The organism is Azonexus sp. MM2026_4 (assembly GCF_055901855.1).
In genome coordinates this window covers 784210-804550 of record NZ_CM148380.1, presented here as the reverse complement: position 1 = coordinate 804550, position 20341 = coordinate 784210, and the positions used below count along the sequence as shown (strand labels likewise).

At 59.5% G+C, this 20341-nt stretch carries 12 protein-coding genes; all 12 read left to right on the top strand.

The window, feature by feature from the left end; genetic code table 11:
- The 12 genes from AC0KWY_RS03670 (at position 1) to AC0KWY_RS03615 (ending at position 20341) form a co-directional block, all read left to right on the top strand.
- Positions 1-870 (top strand): DUF4123 domain-containing protein, encoded by an 870-nt coding sequence (locus AC0KWY_RS03670; RefSeq protein WP_474028297.1) that lies wholly within the window; start codon positions 1-3, stop codon positions 868-870.
- Positions 871-962: 92 nt separating this feature from the next.
- Positions 963-3890 (top strand): T6SS effector BTH_I2691 family protein, encoded by a 2928-nt coding sequence (locus AC0KWY_RS03665; RefSeq protein WP_474028296.1) that lies wholly within the window; start codon positions 963-965, stop codon positions 3888-3890.
- 53 nt (positions 3891-3943) lie between these two features.
- Positions 3944-4705, top strand: a complete 762-nt coding sequence (locus AC0KWY_RS03660; RefSeq protein ID WP_474028295.1) for a hypothetical protein — start codon at positions 3944-3946, stop codon at positions 4703-4705.
- A gap of 483 nt (positions 4706-5188) precedes the next feature.
- A complete protein-coding gene (locus tag AC0KWY_RS03655; RefSeq protein ID WP_474028294.1) occupies positions 5189-5935 on the top strand; it encodes a hypothetical protein in 747 nt (248 codons plus the stop codon).
- Between the two features lie 200 nt (positions 5936-6135).
- The gene (locus AC0KWY_RS03650) at positions 6136-7194 is read left to right on the top strand and encodes an AAA family ATPase (protein ID WP_474028293.1); all 1059 of its coding nucleotides are present in this window, start codon (positions 6136-6138) and stop codon (positions 7192-7194) included.
- Complete coding sequence (locus AC0KWY_RS03645) at positions 7191-9977, top strand: type VI secretion system Vgr family protein (protein ID WP_474028292.1); 2787 nt, start codon at positions 7191-7193, stop codon at positions 9975-9977. Before AC0KWY_RS03650 ends, AC0KWY_RS03645 begins: the two co-directional genes overlap by 4 nt.
- Position 9978: 1 nt before the next feature.
- Complete coding sequence (locus AC0KWY_RS03640; RefSeq protein WP_474028291.1) at positions 9979-10770, top strand: DUF4123 domain-containing protein; 792 nt, start codon at positions 9979-9981, stop codon at positions 10768-10770.
- Between the two features lie 11 nt (positions 10771-10781).
- Positions 10782-11480 (top strand): DUF3304 domain-containing protein, encoded by a 699-nt coding sequence (locus AC0KWY_RS03635; protein WP_474028290.1) that lies wholly within the window; start codon positions 10782-10784, stop codon positions 11478-11480.
- A complete protein-coding gene (locus AC0KWY_RS03630) occupies positions 11477-13918 on the top strand; it encodes a T6SS phospholipase effector Tle1-like catalytic domain-containing protein (RefSeq protein ID WP_474028289.1) in 2442 nt (813 codons plus the stop codon). Before AC0KWY_RS03635 ends, AC0KWY_RS03630 begins: the two co-directional genes overlap by 4 nt.
- A gap of 43 nt (positions 13919-13961) precedes the next feature.
- Positions 13962-16538: a type VI secretion system Vgr family protein gene (locus AC0KWY_RS03625; protein ID WP_474029697.1), complete on the top strand. Its 2577-nt coding sequence runs from the start codon at positions 13962-13964 to the stop codon at positions 16536-16538.
- 5 nt (positions 16539-16543) lie between these two features.
- The gene (locus AC0KWY_RS03620) at positions 16544-17401 is read left to right on the top strand and encodes a DUF4123 domain-containing protein (RefSeq protein WP_474028288.1); all 858 of its coding nucleotides are present in this window, start codon (positions 16544-16546) and stop codon (positions 17399-17401) included.
- Positions 17402-17440: 39 nt separating this feature from the next.
- On the top strand, positions 17441-20341 hold the full coding sequence (locus AC0KWY_RS03615) for a T6SS effector BTH_I2691 family protein (protein ID WP_474028287.1): 2901 nt from the start codon (positions 17441-17443) through the stop codon (positions 20339-20341).

The window sequence follows — 20341 nt, the reverse complement described above, 5'->3', positions numbered from 1 at the left end:
ATGACTGATGTGATACATAACGGCATGCTGTACAACTTTTGCCGCCAGTTGCAGCAATGCGATGTGTTGGTTGATCCCTACGCAGACGAAACATGGGCCGAGTGCCTCTCCAATGTACCGGCCGACGAATTACCGAGAGTGCAATTGCGTCACCCAATATTCGACAAGAACTCTCCGGAGGCGCCTTGGTTAATACGGGTGCCGCTCAAACACCTTGAGGTTCTTGAGAGGCTGAGTGTCCGTGCGCAAGAAGAGGCGGTTGATCCGTGCCGCCAAATCCGCTCGGTGTGTGGTTTTATTCAGAGCGAACTTCCCCTGGTGCGTCTAGCTTGCCTCTTGGAAAACCAATTGGCTGTGAAAGTCGAGCAACGAAGAATCTACTTCCGCTATTTCGACCCACGTGTGATGCATCACTTACCCGCCCTGCTGCCTCCAGAGCGCTTGGCGTTGAACGCCCTGACGGCATGGGGATACTTCACTTGGGAAGGCAACTGGGCGGAACATGCTTTCGCTGGCATTGCCAAAGATCACTTCCAGAACCGCGCTTTGAGTTTGACAAAAGACGAATGGCACCCTTTTGACGCAATTGAGCACTTCAATGCGACAGTCAGCGCTTTTCTGTGCGCTGGACTGGCCTGTCCGGTCAAGGAAACCGACAGCCTCCGGCGCTCCGTTCTATCGACACTGGCCTTGGGCATAAGAGAACCCAAGGACGTGGCTTGTTATCTCATCCGTTCTCTCCAATTGGGAGTCCCGGTTAACCAGCATCCCAATTGGGCAACAATTCAGAACCTGTTGCGTGATGGTGTCCCTCTCGCTGATGTACTTGACGAAAGTTGTCCGTCAGGCCAACAGGAAAGCACGCTGTAACGAACTCCCCTAAACCTGAGATACGACCTTTGACCTCCGCAACCATGAGTGCAAACAAAGACTGCAAATTCTGTAACAAGACAGGGCTGCGCATGCTGCCGCTGATCTATGCGGTGCTTTCCTCTGGCAGGCCGGAAGATCTGGCAGCTTTGCCAGCGCTGCCCGAGAAATTGGGTTCAGGTGTCACCGATATCAAATTGGGCGAGTCCTCCAAATATGCCGTACGTATTTTGCGAGAGGGCTATCTTTATGTGCTGCTGGAGCGTGCCAAGATCAAATACTGGACCGCTTACGCCATCCTTGAGGACGCCTTCCTGTATGCCTTTGACGCGGAAACCCCGCCGCAAGAGACGAAGCCATTCACTTGTGCGCGGTCGTCCTGTGGAATCGATGCATCAATGATCGATATCCCCAACGCGAAAGATGTCGCCAACGCTTGGCTTATGTTCACACCCAGCCCGCTGACGAAGGCCAAGCTAGCTGAATATAAAAGCAATGCGGAAACCTTTGCCAAGCAAGGAAAGCTGCAACATTTCAGCCCCGCCGGGTGGCTAGAAGGAAATACCCGTCAAAAACACACCCTTTTGGCAACCGAAGTGCCGAAAACTGTCCCGGAATATCTGCTTTACGGGCAATCGGGGGTGAGAAGCCGGAGTGGACTTGGCGAGCTGCTGACTAATCAATTGTTTCCTTCCTGCCAGGATGCCGTCGGTTTGCCGTTGGAGGGTGAAAAGAAAGTACCCAACATCCGACTTGAAGCGCTCAACAAGGACATGGTCAAGAAAGGCTATGGCGCGATCGCGCTTTATGACCATATTGGCATTGCGCAGTCGCTCAACGACTTCCGCAATGACTCATTCCAGCCGGTTGACACCTTTATGGGAAAGAAGGTTGAAACAAATGTAGACAACACCTACCGTTTTGATATCTACAACGCGATTGGCCAACTGCGTACCGCATCGGAAAAAGGTTTTCTGGAGGATGCGCAAAACTCCGTCGAACTGGCCGATGCCAAGCGCCGCGCCAAGGTTGAGCCAATCTTTCCGGACGACAGCGCTCAAATGCGCCGTTTCAAAATGCAAGCAAACAATGCTTACACCCATCCTTCCCGCGTCGACTGGGAGGCGAAAAATCCGGACAAGGTAGCGATGTTGGAGGCCGGGCGCGAGCGTGATGAAGAACGGCTGATCGAAAATGCAGGAAAACGAGCAGCGGCCGAGTGGGAAGAGGTCTACCTTCCGTTGCTCGATGAAAAAGAGATGGAAACCTTCATTGGTGATTTCCGCAAGCTTTCAAATCAGGCACGCAAGGATGCTGACATCCGTTCGCCACAGCATTTGAGCTGGTTGAAAAGCAGGCAGGTTCTGGCGGCATTCGATATTTACGATCCGAACAATCCCCCCTCGGGCGAAGCCTTGCGTGCCCAAGTGGTGGGGTGCATCTTCGGCATGGAAGCCTCGAAGGAAGCTGAAGCCGTATTGACCGACTGGGCTGCCGCTACCAGCATCACACGCCAAAACCTCCTAATGCGCGCCTTTACCCGCGATCAGAATTCGGTGAAAAAGCAGGCAGACATGGCCCTGGCCGAAGCAACGGCGCTGGCGGCGGGCATGACCCAACTATCCGCCGCGCCAGCTACCAAATGGGATAAGGCCACTAAAGGACTGGTCAGCGCCATCAAGAGCACCGATTCGGCGCTGGACGAATGGATGCGCAACCAAGGCCAGAGCAAGAACTACCTCAACCCCAAGCACCTTGCCAATGTCGAGGCACGTTTCTTCTACCTCGTATCCACGCTGACACGCTCCGTTGCCCGAAAAGGGGTGGGCAATAAACTGGACATAGCCTTCGCCACGCGCGCCAATGCGATCATGATTGGTTTTCTCGGCGATCTAGCCACGGAAATCGAGTACAAGACCTTGTGTGCTCAGATCAAACCGGAGGACTGGGAAGATCTGAAACGCAAACATGCAAACGCCGAAAAGCTCGAAAAAGCGTCAGCAGCCAGAAAAGATGCCCAGCAAAAACGCGCCTACCGGCAAGCCAAAAAAAGCAAGGCTGCGCTGGAAATGGCGGCGATTGATTTGATTACCGACGCCCAGCTTAAGGCCAAGCTGCAACTGGCCGAAGGCGCAAGACGTTTGGGGTGGAACGATCTGCAAAAGCAGATGGAAGCCAGCGCAGCACAGCATGCCAACTATAAAAAGGAGGTCGATGCTCTTAAGAAAAATCCACTGCCGCAAGATAGGGTTCCGTCTACGCCCAGTCCCACCAACAATTTCCATCAGGTACGTATCGGCGGCGTATTAGCCGCCATTGAAACCATTTCTCTGATGGGCAAAGTTAAAGAGCTGGATGGTTTCAATATTGCGCTGGCCGATGCGACAGCATCACTATTGAGTTTGGCAAGCATCGGCCTGGATATGATATACGCCTACACGAAATCGGTGCGGGAATTGCCGAACTACAACGCCGTCCATGGTGTTGAAAAAGGCTTGGATATTGTACGAGGCGGGTTCAAGCTGGCTGCGGGTGCCTGTGCGGCAATTGCGGGTTCCTTTACGGCTTATATAGATTGGAATGCGGCGGGCAATACCAAAGACCCGATTCAATACGGGATTCTTAGGTCAAGGGCAGTAGTTGGAGGTGCGAGCGCTATTAGCGGTTCACTTGCCGCGTTTTCCTATGCAGGCCCTTGGTTGGAACATCACGCTCAAAAAGCCGGGCGATCCAAGTGGGCTGCCGGGCAATTTGGCAAGTGGGGTGGCCGCGCACTAGCTTTCAATAAGCGCGTTTGGCTTCTCCGCACAGTTGCTTGGCTGGGCTGGGTAGGGGTTGTGATCACCGTGGTAGACCTAAGTTACGCTGGCTACCGCTGGTATATGGATACTACGGCCCTGCGTCGCTGGTGCGGTCGCAGCCTATTCCGCAAGGACAAATCTCGACAACCCTATCGCGATGAACAGGAAGAATTGAAAGAGCTTGCCAAGGCGCAGCATCCAGGCCAAGAGGTTGAATAAGCTGGACTCAGGACAGAAGCAGCACCATCACTCAACTACTCCTTGGTAGGGCCATGAGCATGAACGTTTCAACCAAGTTATTTACCATCGAAGGTCCATTGCAGGCGATTCGCATTGCGGCTGGCAAGCTCAATCTCATCGAAGACATGCAAAAAGGCGCGATCTTCACCGGGGTTGCAGCCGGGCTGGCCGGACAGGCAGGGGTGTTGGCCAATTCGGCCTCACTGGCAATGTATGACGGTGAAGATGTAGAGCATATCGTTTGCCTGATCAACGGCAAGCTGGCCATAGGCACATTTGAATGGCTGGAGGATGTTCACGTTGACGACGACGTAAAACTCGTGGTCTCTGAAATTGAAGATGGCCCGCTCTACATTCACGCTATTTTGCGCCAGAAAGATCAGTTACTTTGGCTACCATATGGTGTTGATCATACCAGATGGGGAGTGATCGTGAATGGGTTGAAAATATCAAGCCTCATTTATGGCCTTACGTGCGGAATGTTTGCAATATTCCATCTGATCAGTGATCGAGCATTATCATTCAAAAGCATTATTGAGGATTTTTTCCTCTGTTTCTTAATAATCGCTCTTGTCGGTTTCCTCAGTACACGGAGTTCCATGTCAGAAGGCCGACAGGCCGAGGCTATTTTCAAAGCACTTGATATACAAAACTATAAATCATTCAATATAACAAATTATTCACTCATGTTGGATTTTCAGGATAAAAACATAACTAATCGCCAAAACAAGGGTTACGTTTTCAAGTTTGCAGAGGCATTATTAGCACATAAGAACCGATTCAATTTATCTTGACTACGGATTTGGAATGAACGCAGTGTCCTCTCCAACTGGTCCACGCAGCCACTCCCATCGCTAAAACCGCGATTTTTTTGCCGTTCGACAGCCTCAAACACCATCGAACGCGTATTTTTCCGCCCGTCCCGGCGCTTCCGCCAAGGTATTTTCAGCATTCAAGCCGCAATTCGCCGGGGCAGGACGAGCGTTTTCCCGTCTAACTGCGGACAGTGTCTTTTGTGCTTGCCTTCCCGCGTTGTTGTCCGCTACCGCCGCAGGTAATACCCGACGAGCAAGCCGCCAAGCGCCGAGATGATTCTGGTCTTGCGCACCGGCGGCAACGCTTGCACGCTGGTTTTCCACACCTCGGCGGGCGTCTGCCCGGCAAGAAGAATTAAAAGAACTGGCTAAGGCACAACATCCTGGTCAGGAAGTGGAATCGCTTGATGATTCAAGAAAACCATCCGTCGCTGGCCAGATTCCTTCCTAAGGATCACTAAAGTGTCTGTTTCATCCGAGTTTTTTACCGTCGAAGGCCCGTTGCAAGCCGTACGTCTTGCTTCGGGAAAAATCAACTTACTCGAAGACATGCAGAACGGTGCGCTCTTCACTGGGATTGCAGCTGGGCTGGCCGGACAGGCAGGGGTATTGGCCAATTCGGCCTCGCTGGCAATGTACGACGGCGAAGATGTCGAACACTTGGCCTGCCTGCTCAACGGCAAGCTGGCGGTCGGTACATTTGAATGGCTGGAGGATATTCACGTTGACGATGACGTGAAGCTCGTGGTCTCGGAAATTGAAGATGGCCCACTCTACATTCACGCCATTTTGCGCAAGCGGGATCAGCTTCTCTGGTTGCCATATTCGGTGGGCCATACGCGCTGGGGATGGATCATGCACTCGGTAAAGTTGTGGGGAGGCCTGCTGGTTGGTGGGTGGTTGTTCTTGGGACTCATACTCTTATTTAGTGGCAAAGGACTTTCAGGAGCTGATTTCGTAACGAATATTGCTATTAGTTTTTCGATTTTTGGTTTGGTCAGCTTTCTCGGCACCAGGGATATGATGCCGCTGGGCGGCCAAGCTGAGGCTATCTTTAAAGCATTGAATATTCCGCACCATAGGCGATTCAGGATAAAGCCGTATTCGTTAATGATGGAAATCGGCATAGAGAATCGACAGCGGAAGGGTGGGGTATTCAGATTTGACAATGCTTTGTCCGCTCACAAGGAGCGATTCAACTTGCCTTGAACATTTTCAAGATGAATGCGTATTCCAACCAAGCTGGACAGTGATTCCACGGGAAGCTGGACACGCATTCCAGAGCAAGCTGGACAGTCGGCGCGTAGCGACGCGGGGTTGTTGGGGTTTTACACGGGTAATGGTGGCCGCTTTGCCCTGGGCAGGGCAAAGCTTCGGCGGTGCTCGGGGATGGTCTGGCGCCGCCCGGCTTGGGCTTCACTTGGCCGGTAGCCCGCTACCGGCACGGCGTTCCAGCCCGGCGCCGGATCGGACGCCATCCCACCCCGATCATCCGCCGCCCACCTCGCGCCCGCCTCGCGGACGAGATCAAGACCGTACTCAACCTGCAGCCCCTGCTGCAGGAGCGGGTGATTGGCCAGGACCATGCGCTGGCGGCGATCGTGCAGCGGGTGCGCACGGCGCGGGCGAACCTGGAAGATCCGAACAAGCCCAAGGGTGTCTTCCTGTTCGTCGGGCCGTCCGGCGTCGGCAAGACCGAAACCGCGCTGGCGCTGGCCGACATCCTGTATGGCGGCGAAAGGAAGCTGGTCACCATCAACATGAGCGAGTACCAGGAAGCGCACAGCGTCTCCGGCCTCAAGGGCTCGCCGCCGGGCTACGTCGGCTACGGCGAGGGCGGGGTGCTGACCGAGGCGGTGCGCCGCAATCCGTACAGCGTCGTGCTGCTCGACGAAGTCGAGAAGGCGCACCCGGATGTCCTCGAACTCTTCTTCCAGGTCTTCGACAAGGGCGTGCTCGACGACGCCGAAGGGCGCGAGATCGATTTTCGCAACACGCTGATCATCCTGACCAGCAACGTCGGCTCCAGCCAGATCATGCAGGCCTGCCTGAACAAGCCGACGGAAGAGCTGCCGGCTGCCGACGCGCTGGCCGAAGCGCTACGCCCGGTGCTCTACAAGTCGTTCAAGCCGGCCTTCGTCGGCCGCCTGAAGGTGGTGCCGTACTACCCGATTTCCGACGAGGTGCTGCTGCAGATCATCGAACTCAAGCTGCGCCGCATCCAGGCGCGTATCGCCGCCAACCACAAGGCCGAGTTCAGCTGGGACGACAAGCTGGTCGAAGCGGTGCTGGCGCGCTGCACGGAAGTCGATTCCGGCGCCCGTAACGTCGATCACATCCTCAACGGCACGCTGCTGCCGGAGATTGCCGAAGCGGTGCTGACGCGCATGGCAGAGGGCACGGCGATCGGTCGTATCCGTGTCAGCGCGGCGAAGAACGGCAACTTCAAGTACAGCCTGGCGTCATGAACCGCCTCCTCGACCTGATCGGCGGCGCGGCGGGTTGGCGGCAAACCGACCGCCTGCTGACGCTGACCACCCCGGCCGGCCCCGACGCGCTCTTGGCGGAGACAGCACACATCGACGAAGCGCTCGGTCCGGTGGCCGGCCACGCCGGCTTTCGCATCGACCTCACCGTGCTCACCGCCGACGCCCACCAGTCGCTGACCGGGCTGCAAGGGCAGCCGGCGCGGCTGGAACTGCAGACCGCGCTGTCGCGCACGGCACACCGGCCCTTCCATGGCCACATCAGCGGCGTCGAACGGCTCGGCGCCAACGGCGGCTTCGCCCGCTACCGGCTGCGCATCGAACCCTGGCTCGCCTTCCTCGGCCACAACACCGACAACTACCTGTTCCAGGACAAGAGCGTCATCGAGATCGTCGATGAACTCCTCGGCGACTGGCACGGCCGCGGCAAGCTGGTGCCGGCCTGGCGCTGGGACCTGACCGACGCGGCCATCTACCCGAAGCGCGGGATGACCGTGCAGTACCAGGAAAGCGATCTCGCCTTCTTGAAACGTCTGCTGATCGAAGAAGGCCTGTTCTGCTGGTTCGAACACGCCCAGGAAGAGGGCGAGACGCTGGGCAAGCACACGCTGGTCATCGCCGACCACAACGGCGCCTTCACCGACAACGCCCAGCCGCGCATCCGCTACACCCAGCCCGGTGCCACCTTGCCGGAAGACAGCGTGGACCGCTGGCTGGCGCGCGAGCGCATCGACACCGCGGAAAGCCTGAGCCAGAGCTGGGACTACCGCAGCCTCGCCGGCCGCCCGCAAAGCGCCTTGAGCGAGCGCGCCGCCGGCGCGTTGCCGGCCACCGCCGCCTGGCACGACCCCGGCCAGTACGCCTGGCAGAGCCAGGCCGACGGCGAACGCATGCTCGGCAACCTGCGCCAGGCGCTCGACGCCCGGCTCGCCCGGCAGACCGCCGAAGGCAGCGTGCGCACGGCCATGCCCGGCAGCGTCTTCACCCTCGCCGATCATCCGGCCGGCGACGGCCGCTACCTGATCACCGCCGTCAGCCACCGCGCCCGCAACAACCTCAACGAGCGGGTGCCGCAACTCACTGAACTGCTCGGCCCGGCGCCGGACGAAACGCCGGAGCACTTCGCCAAGCCAGCCGATCTCTACCGCAACCGCCTCGAAACCGTCGCCGCCGACCAGCCCTGGCGGGCGCTGATCGCCGACGCCCACGGCCGCCACATCGCCCCGCGGCCAACCGGGCGCGGCACGCTGACCGCCGTCGTCGTCGGCCCCGGCGACCCCACGCACACCGACCGCGATCTGCGCGTGCGCGTCCAGTTTCCCTGGCAACGCGGCAGCCAGGCCGGCGGCCGGCACAGCCACCCGACCGGCGCCGACAACGCCCCGGCCAGCGACGCGCTCGGCGTCTGGCTGCGCGTCGCCACCCCGGTCGCCGGCGCCAACTGGGGCGGCCACCTGACACCGCGCCCCGGCCAGGAAGTCGTCGTCGCCTTCCAGAACGGCAACATCGACCGCCCGGTCATCGTCGGCGCCGTCTACAACGGCCAGGGGCAGGGCGACGCCCAGGGCAACCGGATCGCCGGCAGCACGCTCAACGCCAGCGCCAACGCGCCGACCTTCTTCGCCGGCGAACAAGCCGAACCGCACAGCCACGGCGCCAGCCTGTCCGGGCTCAAGACCCAGCAACTGTCCAACACGCGCGACGGGCAGGGCGGCTACAACCAGCTCGTCTTCGACGACACCCCGGGCCAGGCGCGCATCGAACTATCCACCACCGAATACCAGAGCCGTCTGCAACTCGGTCACCTGCGCGAACAGGACGACAATGCCCGGCTCAACCACCGCGGCCACGGCGCCGACCTCGCCACCCTGGCCAGCGCCGCGCTGCGCGCCGGCAGCGGCCTGCTGATCAGCGCCGACGCCAGGAACAACGCCAGCAGCACTCACCTCGACAGCCGCGAACCGATCGCCCAGACGGAAAACGCGCTCAGCCTCTCGCGCAGCCTGGCCGAGGTCGCCGCCAAACAGAACGCCGCATTGAAAGGCGACCCCGCCGCCGAGCAGCTCCCGGCCCTCGACGCCCTCAAACACGGCATCGAAGTCCTCGAAACCACCGACACCCGCGGCCCCGCCCAAGCCGCCGACGGCCAGATCAAGACCACGCGCGGCGGCGACGGCACCGTCCCGGCCTGGAGCGAACCGCGACTGCACTACGCCGCCCCGGCCGGCATCGCCCAACTGACGCCGAACAACCACTTCCTGTTCGCCGGCAAGAACCTGTCGATCGCCAGCGGCCAGGACAGCAACCTGATCGCTCAGGGCAACCAGAGCGTCGCCGTCAAGGACGGCATCGCCCTCTTCACCGTCGGCAAGGCCGGCAACCCCAAGAAGCCCAACCAGGAAACCGGCACCCACCTGCACGCCGCCAGCGGCAAGGTCAGCCTGCAAAGCCAGAGCGGCAAGACGATGGCCGCCGCCGACAAGAAAGTCACCTTCGCCAGCACCCACGCCAGCCTCATGGTCGGCGCCCCCAAACACGTCCTCGCCACCGCCCAGGGCGCCTATCTCAAACTCGAAGGCAGCAACATCCAGCTCCACGCCCCAGGCAAGGTGGAATTCAAGGCCAGCAGCAAGAACTGGACGGGGCCGAAGAGCGATTCGAGTAGTTTGAGCTTGCCCGTCGTCGCGCCGTTCCCTAACTCGGTTTGCATTCCGTGCATGCTCAAGGCTGCGCGATCCGGTAGTGCATTTGCCGCGAAGGGCTGATATGGCGATTGATAAAATCCCGCTCGCCAATATTCGCGCCGTGACTGAAGCGTTTTTCCAGGAAGTGGTCTGCCCGGAAGATGGCACGCTGGCAGCGCTCATCGACCACTCCCTCGCACCGGAAATCGCGCTGCTGGATACCTGGCCCGGCGGGCGGCCCGACGCGTTCAATCTGCTGCATCAATTGAGCTGCGCCGAAGAGTGGGTTTCTCCGCTCCTGGTCGAGTTGCCGGCTAGTCCGGAAGGACAACGCCAGGTCATTGCCTACCTGCTGAAACAATGCAACGGGCGCCCGATGTTCAGTATCCTGGCCAGCCCGCTAACCTTTACTAAGCTTGCGGCACATCTCGTACACTTCACGCAAATCCGGCTGCCGCCCGACGACCAAGAATACCTGCTACGCTTTGCCGACACGCGGATCGTGCCAACGCTTGTTGAGGTACTCTCACCGGCACAAAGCAGCCGGATGTTCGGGCCGATTTATTTCTGGCGCTACCTTGATCGGGAAGGGAAGTGGACCGAAATCCCCAGTGGCGACACAATGGACATCGCCGACGGCCCGCTCCTTACGCTCACTGAGGCGCAACTCGATGCTTTCGAGCGTGCCACGATGCCGGACATGTTCATCGCCCAGTTGTGCCAAGAATTTCCCGAGTTTGCTGCGACGCAACCATCAGCCCGCCATCGTCTGGTCATTTACTGGATCAGCCGGGCCGAAGAAGCAGCCGGCGGACGGGCAGAACCCAGTGCGTGCCTGTCGTACTGCAAGGAAAGCCTTGTCGCAACTCAATAGGACAATATCCCATGACGACACGAAGCCTCGCTCCTCGCAGCCTGCTCGCTGCACTCTGCCTGACCTTGCTGGCCTGCGAACCGCAAGCCGGCCCTGAGCAAATCAGCGCGGCAGCGAAGTCAGAATCGTCGATAGCGGGTGTCATGGTCGATAGCGTCAATTACATGCACGACCGAGGCATGAAATACGCACTCTATGACATCAGCGATGGCGCAAAAAAGCCGGTCGGTGGCAGCATTGTTGATCCGCTGGGCAGTGGCGGTGCCAAGGAATGCTGTTTCAGCCTGCCCAGAGCCTGGCACGCCGGTATCAAACTCCGCGTGGAGTGGCAGGATTCGAATTACGAGCGCACCCATCCTGAGATTTACGTCAAGGAGCTCGAACTCCCCCGTTACGACCACCCGGCAGATGTCTATGTCGTGTTCTACCCTCTGCACGACGTGGAAGTCTTCGTATCACCGGCAGAGCCGGGACACCCGGAATGGGCCGGGAGGATCAAGGAAACCCCCTGGGATTTGTGCGTGGCCCAATATGGGAGAAGTGTGTGCAAACGGGCGATTCCCAAGCCAGGCTTGAGCCTTGAGGAGATGAAAGGATTTTGTCTCATCGATGGAATGGAACCTGAGCGATGTGAGCGAAGGCGCCAGTTTTGTATCGAGGATTACGAGGACGAAGAAATGTGTACTAATCTGGTTTGGGATAAGAAATGAACGTCCGATTTGCTGAACCTTGTCGCGATGATCCTCTGCTGCTCATAAATAAGGAGGTCGATATTGCCGACCAGAGCGAAGACCGGATACCTTCCCACCTTTGCCAAAACGACATCTTTCTCGGCTTCTTCTTTGACGGCACGAACAACAACAAATTTCGCGACACACCGGGTTATTCCCATAGTAACGTCGCCCGCCTCTACGAAGCCTTCATCGGCACCCCGGCCAAACAGAAGGAACCCAAGCTCAAACCAGCGATCATCAACGGCCGGAGCAAGGAACGTGAAGTGTTCGGCGACAAGGAATTTCTCCCCAAGGGCTTTCCGGTCGTGGATTTTCCGTACTACCGAAAAATCTACATTCCCGGTGTCGGCACGCCTTTCCCGGATGTTGGCGATAGCGGTAGCGGCGCCGATAAAACCCTCGGTCTCGGCATGGCCTTTCTCGGCGAAGCTCGTCTGTGCTGGGCGCAACTCCAGGTGTGCAATCAGATTCATGCCGCCCTGACTGGCAAGGCCATCCAGGACGATCTGTCATTCGTTGTGCCTATAGAAGGACTGGCATCGCATGCCCCCGAAGCCGTCGCCCGCCTCGCCAGCGATTACAACAAAGCACTGCATGAACGCCTGCCACCGATGGAGCAACAAGTCGCCAAGGCGTTCAATGAGCGCAAGCAACGCAAACCCGGCGTGCGCCGCGTGCGCCTTTCGGTTTTCGGGTTTTCGCGTGGCGCGGCCGAAGCCCGTGCTTTTGTGAACCGCATCGCCCTTCACTGGGGTAATTTCGTTGCCGGCATGCCGTTGAGCATCGACTTCCTGGGTATCTTCGATACGGTAGCGTCGGTCGGGATCGCCCAATCGGTGCCTGGTGCTGACGGTCATATGGAATGGGCTGCCGGCCACAACCTGGCGATTCCCGCGGCTGTCAAACGCTGCGCGCATCTGATTTCGGCCCATGAAGTGCGGGCTTCCTTCCCGCTTGACTCGGTCTGCGTTGCCGGGCGCCTGCCGGCCAATTGCAAGGAAATCGTCTATCCCGGTGTGCACTCCGATATTGGCGGCGGCTATAAACCCAGCGAACAAGGCCGATCATTGGGGGAAGGTGCGGCTGGCGATCAACTGAAGCTTTCACAAGTGCCGCTGGCGCAGATGTATCGCGAGGCACGGATGGCCGGGGTGCCGCTGGCACCGAAAGACAAGCTCATTGCGGCACGGGCCGAGAACTTTGCAATTGGCGACGCGTTGCGTTCCGATTTCAACGCCTACATCAATGCGACCCGCACGGGAAGAGTGCCGCCGACCAATGGCAAAGGCGATGCCGATTTTGCCCGCCTGTTTCCGACCGAAGAACAGCCGCGCCACACGCTCGATGCCTTGGTGAACACGCATTACGCTTATTTTTTGCAATGGCGCAAGGCGAAGCTGCGGCATGTTCACGAATTGCCCGGTTTGGCGCAAAACACCAACGCGGCTTGCAAGCAGGACATCGAGGACTTTCGCGGAGCCGACGAAGAGTTGGAGAAGGAGTTAAGCTTTCTCGAAAGCAAGGAACGCAACAAATTTGCCGAAATCGACGACCCGGCAATCGAGGCGGTACTGTCGCGTAGTGGACCAGTGCTACAAACCCTATCCGGGCTGGCGGGCGCCTTCCGACCCATCCTGTCAATCGCGGGCTCAAAGGCAGCCAACGAGCTTGACCGACGGGTGCGTGACACCATGAAGCAAAAACAGACGCAGTGGGATTTGACTTTGCGTAACCTCTGGATGGGTGACCCCATCCTTCAGGGCAAAGCGGCGACGGATGTTAATCGCTTGTTTGAGTGTTATGTCCATGATTCCCGTGCCTGGTTCAAGGCACTCATGAGTAAAGCGGAAAGCGACGATGCCAAGGCCAAACTCTTCAAGGCAGTGGCCGGTGTTGACGGGTACGAATTGGCTCCCGACGACGAGGATTGGTTTACACTCGGTGGCCGTGAGCAGGAAAAAGCGGCTCAGAAACGCATTCTGAACGAACGCTTGGCTGCGCAGCAAAAGGCGGGAGACATCGGCGGTGCCGCCAAAACCCGCGAGGCATTGGCCAACCTTGAAGCCTTCGGTCCGTTAATTCGCGGTGGCCGCGAGCCATACCGGATGTACGGCTACCTGCGCTTCCGCCGACTCTACCAGAATGGCACCCTGGATGCGGCCGCTTATGACAAGAGGCAAGTCCTGATTCAACAGAATGAGCGGTCGCGGACCAAGGACGACCGACTCGCCCAGGAAAATACCCGACACGAAAGCGAACGGAACAGGATTTTGGCCGAGGAGCGCCGGGTCATCCAGGAAGGGCGCGTGAAGGGGGCTCAGTTGGACGAGTATCTTTACGGTAGCAGGCAGGCGCTAGAGGCAGAGAACCGACGCCATGCAGAAAATGTGAGGACCATCGAAGGTAGCGCCTGATTGAGATAGCTCGACGTTTTGTTATGCCGACGCGGCTTGTCTCATTGACGGCGGGCAGCCGGCCCGGCTGGAACTGCAGACCGCGCTGTCGCGCACGGCACACCGGCCCTTCCACGGCCACATCAGCGGCGTCGAACGGCTCGGCGCCAACGGCGGCTTCGCCCGCTACCGGCTGCGCATCGAACCCTGGCTCGCCTTCCTCGACCACAACACCGACAACTACCTGTTCCAGGACAAGAGCGTCATCGAGATCGTCGATGAACTCCTCGGCGACTGGCACGGCCGCGGCAAGCTGGTGCCGGCCTGGCGCTGGGACCTGGCCGATGCGGCCGTCTACCCGAAGCGCGGGATGACCGTGCAGTACCAGGAAAGCGATCTCGCCTTCTTGAAACGCCTGCTGATCGAAGAAGGCCTGTTCTGCTGGTTCGAACACGCCCAGGAAGAGGGCGAGACGCTCGGCAAGCACACGCTGGTCATCGCCGACCACAACGGCGCCTTCACCGACAACGCCCAGCCGCGCATCCGCTACACCCAGCCCGGCGCCACCTTGCCGGAAGACAGCGTGGACCGCTGGCTGGCGCGCGAGCGCATCGACACCGCGGAAAGCCTGAGCCAGAGCTGGGACTACCGCAGCCTCGCCGGCCGTCCGCAAAGCGCCTTGAGCGAGCGCGCCGCCGGCGCGCTGCCGGCCACCGCCGCCTGGCACGACCCCGGCCAGTACGCCTGGCAGAGCCAGGCCGACGGCGAACGCATGCTCGGCAACCTGCGCCAGGCGCTCGACGCCCGGCTCGCCCGGCAAACCGCCGAAGGCAGCGTGCGCACGGCCATGCCCGGCAGCTTCTTCACGCTTGCCGATCATCCGGCCGGCGACGGCCGCTACCTGATCACCGCCGTCAGCCACCGCGCCCGCAACAACCTCAACGAGCGGGTACCGCAACTCAGCGAACTGCTCGGCCCGGCGCCGGACGACGAAGCTGCAGACAACTTCGCCAAGCCGGCCGACCTCTACCGCAACCGCCTCGAAACCGTCGCCGCCGACCAGCCCTGGCGGGCGCTGATCGCCGACGCCCACGGCCGCCACATCGCCCCGCGGCCAACCGGGCGCGGCACGCTGACCGCCGTCGTCGTCGGCCCCGGCGACCCCACGCACACCGACCGCGACCTGCGCGTGCGCGTCCAGTTTCCCTGGCAACGCGGCAGCCAGGCCGGCGGCCGGCACAGCCACCCGACCGGCGCCGACAACGCCCCGGCCAGCGACGCGCTCGGCGTCTGGTTGCGCGTCGCCACCCCGGTCGCCGGCGCCAACTGGGGCGGCCACCTGACGCCGCGCCCCGGCCAGGAAGTCGTCGTCGCCTTCCAGAACGGCAACATCGACCGCCCGGTCATCGTCGGCACCGTCTACAACGGCCAGGGGCAGGGCGACGCCCAGGGCAACCGGATCGCCGGCAGCACGCTGAATGCCAGCGCCAACGCGCCGACCTTCTTCGCCGGCGAACAAGCCGAACCGCACAGCCACGGCGCCAGCCTGTCCGGGCTCAAGAGCCAGCAGCTGGCCAACACGCGCGACGGGCAGGGCGGCTACAACCAACTCGTCTTCGACGACACTCCGGGCCAGGCGCGCATCGAACTATCCACCACCGAATACCAGAGCCGCCTGCAACTCGGTCACCTGCGCGAACAGGACGACAACGCCCGGCTCAACCACCGCGGCCACGGCGCCGACCTCGCCACCCAGGCCAGCGCCGCGCTGCGTGCCGGCAGCGGCCTGCTGATTAGCGCCGACGCCAGGAACAACGCCAGCAGCAGCCACCTCGACAGCCGCGAACCGATCGCCCAGACGGAAAACGCGCTCAGCCTCTCGCGCAGCCTGGCCGACGTCGCCGCCAAACAGAACGCCGCATTGAAGGGCGACCCCGCCGCCGAGCAACTCCCGGCCCTCGACGCCCTCAAGCACAGCATCGAAGTCCTCGAAACCACCGACACCCGCGGCCCGGCGCAAGCCGCCGACGGCCCGATCAAAACCACGCGCGGCGGCGACGGCACCGTCCCGGCCTGGAGCGAACCGCGACTGCACTACGCCGCCCCGGCCGGCATCGCCCAACTGACGCCGAACAACCACTTCCTGTTTGCCGGCAAGAACCTGTCGATCGCCAGCGGCCAGGACAGCAACCTGATCGCCCAGGGCAACCAGAGCATCGCCGTCAAGGACGGCATCGCGATCTTCACCGTCGGCAAGGCCGGCAACCCCAAGAAGCCCAACCAGGAAACCGGCACCCACCTGCACGCCGCCAGCGGCAAGGTCAGCCTGCAAAGCCAGAGCGGCAAGACGATGGCCGCCGCCGACAAGAAAGTCACCTTCGCCAGCACCCACGCCAGCCTCAATGTCGGCGCCCCCAGACACGTCCTCGCCACCGCCCTGGGCGCCTACCTGAAGCTCGAAGGCAGCAACATCCAGCTCCACGCCCCGGGCAAGGTGGAATTCAAGGCCAGCAGTAAGAGCTGGACGGGACCGAAGAGCGATTCGAGTAGCCTGAGCTTGCCGAAGGCGGGGGAACTGAAGGGTTGCGCAATGAAACTTCAATCTGCGACACAAAGCGGTGCCGCAGGTGTTGTGTATTGAGAGGCATGGAGGCCGTGGAAAGCCAAGCGCTTTACAACCACCTTCGAGCCCATCTGGGCGGACATGTCATTATTGATCCGCGTGCCAGTACAACATGGGCTGACTGTCTGCGTGACGAAGCGGCTGTTGGTTGCCGATCGGCTACCGTCGCGCACGAATACTATGGTGACGATACGGCATCCGCGCTCCACGTGCTCCATATTCCGCTCGAACGCTTTGATCTTATGGAAGAGCTCGCCGGGCTGGCACACCGCGAAGCTACCGACCCCGCCTGCAAGGCGCGTTCTGTCTGCGGTATCGTTGCCTGCTCGCTTCCACCAGAAGCCGTTGCAAAGAAGCTGTCCAGCGGCCTGACCGTTCGCGTTGGCCGCCAAAAAATCTATTTCCGCTATTTTGACCCGAGGGTCATGCATCATCTGGCGGACTTCATTCCTACGGGTATCCCTGATCTGGAACGCCTCGAAAGCTGGGCCTATTTCGATTGGGAGGGGCGCTTGGCAATCCATCGTTTCAATCGGGGTACAAACTGGCTGGAAGCCGCTTATCCGTTCCGGCTTTCGGAAGTGCAATGGCAACCTTTTGAAATCCTGCCTGCGTTCAACGCGACCATCGTGGCCTTCAAGCGAGCCGGCCTGAATCCCTCATGCAGCGAAACCGCACGACTGCGCTTGAAGGTGGCAGATGCCATCGGGCTAGGCCTGGCAGAGCCGGAAGATGTCGCGCTCTATCTCGTTCTCTCGTCTCAGGCGGAAACGCCGCCATGCCGACATGCGCGATGGTCGGAAGCCATTTCGCTCGTCAGTGCAGGCGTTCCTCTGGAAGAGGCGCTCGATGGACTGGGCATTGTGCCCAGCCGGAACTGACAATGCCCTCAATCATTCTGCGACCCCACAGCAAGCACCATGGCTAAAACTAAAGGCTGCAAATTCTGCGACAAGCGAGGGCTACGCTTTCTGCCCCTGGTCTACGCCGTCGTTACCGGAACCGACAAGACCGCACTTGGACAATTACCCGAGATTCAATCGAAGAAACTCGGTGCTGGCGTCACCGATCTGACCCTCGGTGAGCAAGCCCGATACGCGGTGCGCCTGACACCACCCGGTTATCTCTATAACCTGATCGAGCGCAAGGGGATCAAGTACTGGCAAAGCTATCTGGTACTGGAAGATTCGTTTTTGTACCAACTGACGAACAACGAACCGCTGCAAGTTACCCCGCAGTTCAACTGTGATCGGACTATTTGTGGCGTTGATGCCTCAATGATCGACATCCCCCAGGCTGACGAGGTTGATAGTGCCTGGCTGCTGTATTCCCCCAGTGCGAAGACTGCGGCGAAGCTGAATGAATACAAGCAGAACGCGGAAGCCTATACCGGCGAAGGCAGGATGCTGCATTTCAGTCCGGCAGGGTGGTTGACAGGAAATATCGAACAAAAGCACACCCTGCTAGCCGCCGAAGTGCTGAAAACCGTTGCCGAATACGTCCTCTTCACCCAGGCAGGCAACCCTTTTGGCACGCCGCTAGGCAACCTGCTGGAGCAGCAGATGATTCCAGCGAGCAAGGATGCCTTTGCCGGGGCGCCGCCCGATGCCAAGGGGCGTTATGGCGGGCGACTTGGTAGCCTGTACAACACGATGAAACGTGACGGCTACGGCGCATTGGTTCTCCACAACCCCATCGGCATCACGCAAACGCTAAACGACTTCCGCAACGCACCGCTGGAAAATCTGCAAGGGTATCTTGCCGCAACCGACCAGTACGGCGCCAGCAACCAGCGGCGCTTACAAATTTACGAAGCCATCGAAGAAATTCGTGCGGGTTTCGAGCAAGGGGTTGTGCAAAGTGTTTCGAGTTTCACCGAGCAGCACAAACAAGGCAGCGATCAATATTTCGAGCGCCAGAGAAACACGGCCCGCCAACTGCGAGCGATGGGTCGGATCAAGGAGGCCGAAGCCGTCGAGGCCGACATTGAAACAGGCCTGAAAACGCGGGAAGCAAACTATCGGCGCGCGATCGAGGAAGCCCGACGTGACGGGACGAAAAAGTGGAAGGAAAAATACGCATCGCGACTGGATACCGAGGAACAGGAACGTTTCAATCGCAATCTGAAGGAAAGAACGCAGCAGGCTTTTGCGCTAGCGGCAAAGCGGGTACAGGACCACCTGAAATGGTTCGAGTCGGAACGGTTACTTCAGGCGTTTGACCTGTACGACTCGAAAGACAAGGGCAGCGGTTACTCCTTTGCGCTCCAGTCGGCCATCTGTACCCTAGGCATGGCTGGTTGCGAAGCCAATCAGGACAAACTCGATGAATGGGTCAAGGCGCCAGCCATCGAGCGCAAAAATCTCTACATGCGCGGCTTCATGTTCAATCAGGAAGACCTGATCCAATCCGCCAAGCGGGAGTTTGCCGAGATTCAGGCCGCTTCCAGTGAAGTGGCCGTGGCTTCGGCGATTACGGCGGCACACATGCAGAAGATGACCAAGGGGCTGGTCAGCGGGTTCAAATCCATCGATTCAGCATTTGATGAGTGGGTTCGTAATCAGGGAAAAGAAGAGTTTTCCAGGCGCTGGGTGCAATCGAACGACGTCGGCCGCGCCATCGGGAAAGCCACCGGCAGCGCTGCCCTGCAAACCTATGGTGTGGAGATCCTGCTTTACCACAAGGTTTCTGAAATCACCCGAACGATCTTCCGCACGGGGGTAGGCGGCGAATTCGAAAAGAGACTGACCGCCAAACTTGCCGGTCTGCTGTTTTCGCGGCTGGGCGATCTCGCCGAAAAACTGGCTTTCGACGAACTCATGCTCAAGGTGCCGGCGGCTAGAAAGGCAGAAGGGTACAAAGGTCGCAGTGCAGAGCGCAACGAGGAATTGGATAAACGCAAGGCCAGCCGTAAGGCGGCCAAGATCGCTGAGCAGGTCGACGATTCATTGGCAGACCTGATTGCAGATGCGCGAAAGAAAGTGGATGAGAAGATCAAGCTCAGCCTGAAGGAACTGGAAGGTAACAAAAACCCGCCGACCAACAACTACCATCAGGTCCGCATCGGCGTATTGCTCGGAAGTATCGAAATGATCGGCTTGGGCGAAAAACTCAATCGCAACGGGGTGGACCTGCGCGACTGGGATGCCAAGGCTTGGTTGGAAATCAGCGGCTCGGTTGCAGCAATCGGCGGCGTCGTATTTGACACCTACTATTCCGCTGCCAAGTCGATCCGTGAAATCCTGCCCTACAAGGCAATTGCTCCTATAAACCACAGCGCGGACATTGTGCGCGGCGGGTTGAAGCTTGGGGCGGGGGGGTTTGGGTGTGCGGCGGGGGTAAGCGCAGTAATCCTTGATGGCATAAAAGTGTATGAAACAAAGGATTTTATGCTAAAGCTTATATACGGTGTTCGAGCGGGAACGGGCTTGGTCAGCGCCGGACTTACCCTTGTCATCGCTTATTCCTATAGTGAATCACTTTTGAAGCATGTGGCGACAAAGTATGCGTTGCGGAAGGCGACTCTTCAAACACTTCAAAAAGGCGTGGAGGTTGCCGCCAAATTGTCTTTGAGGGTGCGTCTGCTCGTTTGGGCTGCCCGGCTCAACTGGGCTGGCCTTGCACTGACCGCCGCCGAAATCGGTTACCTGTGCTTCAAGGACGACGACCTGCAAAACTGGTGTGAAATGTGCACTTTTCGCAAGGACAAGACCCACCAGAACTGGTTGGGCAGAATGGTGACCAATGACTACCATGACGATGCGCGCAAGGAACAGGAAGAATTGGACAAGGCAGCTCAAAGCATCGGCATTGGGCAGTAA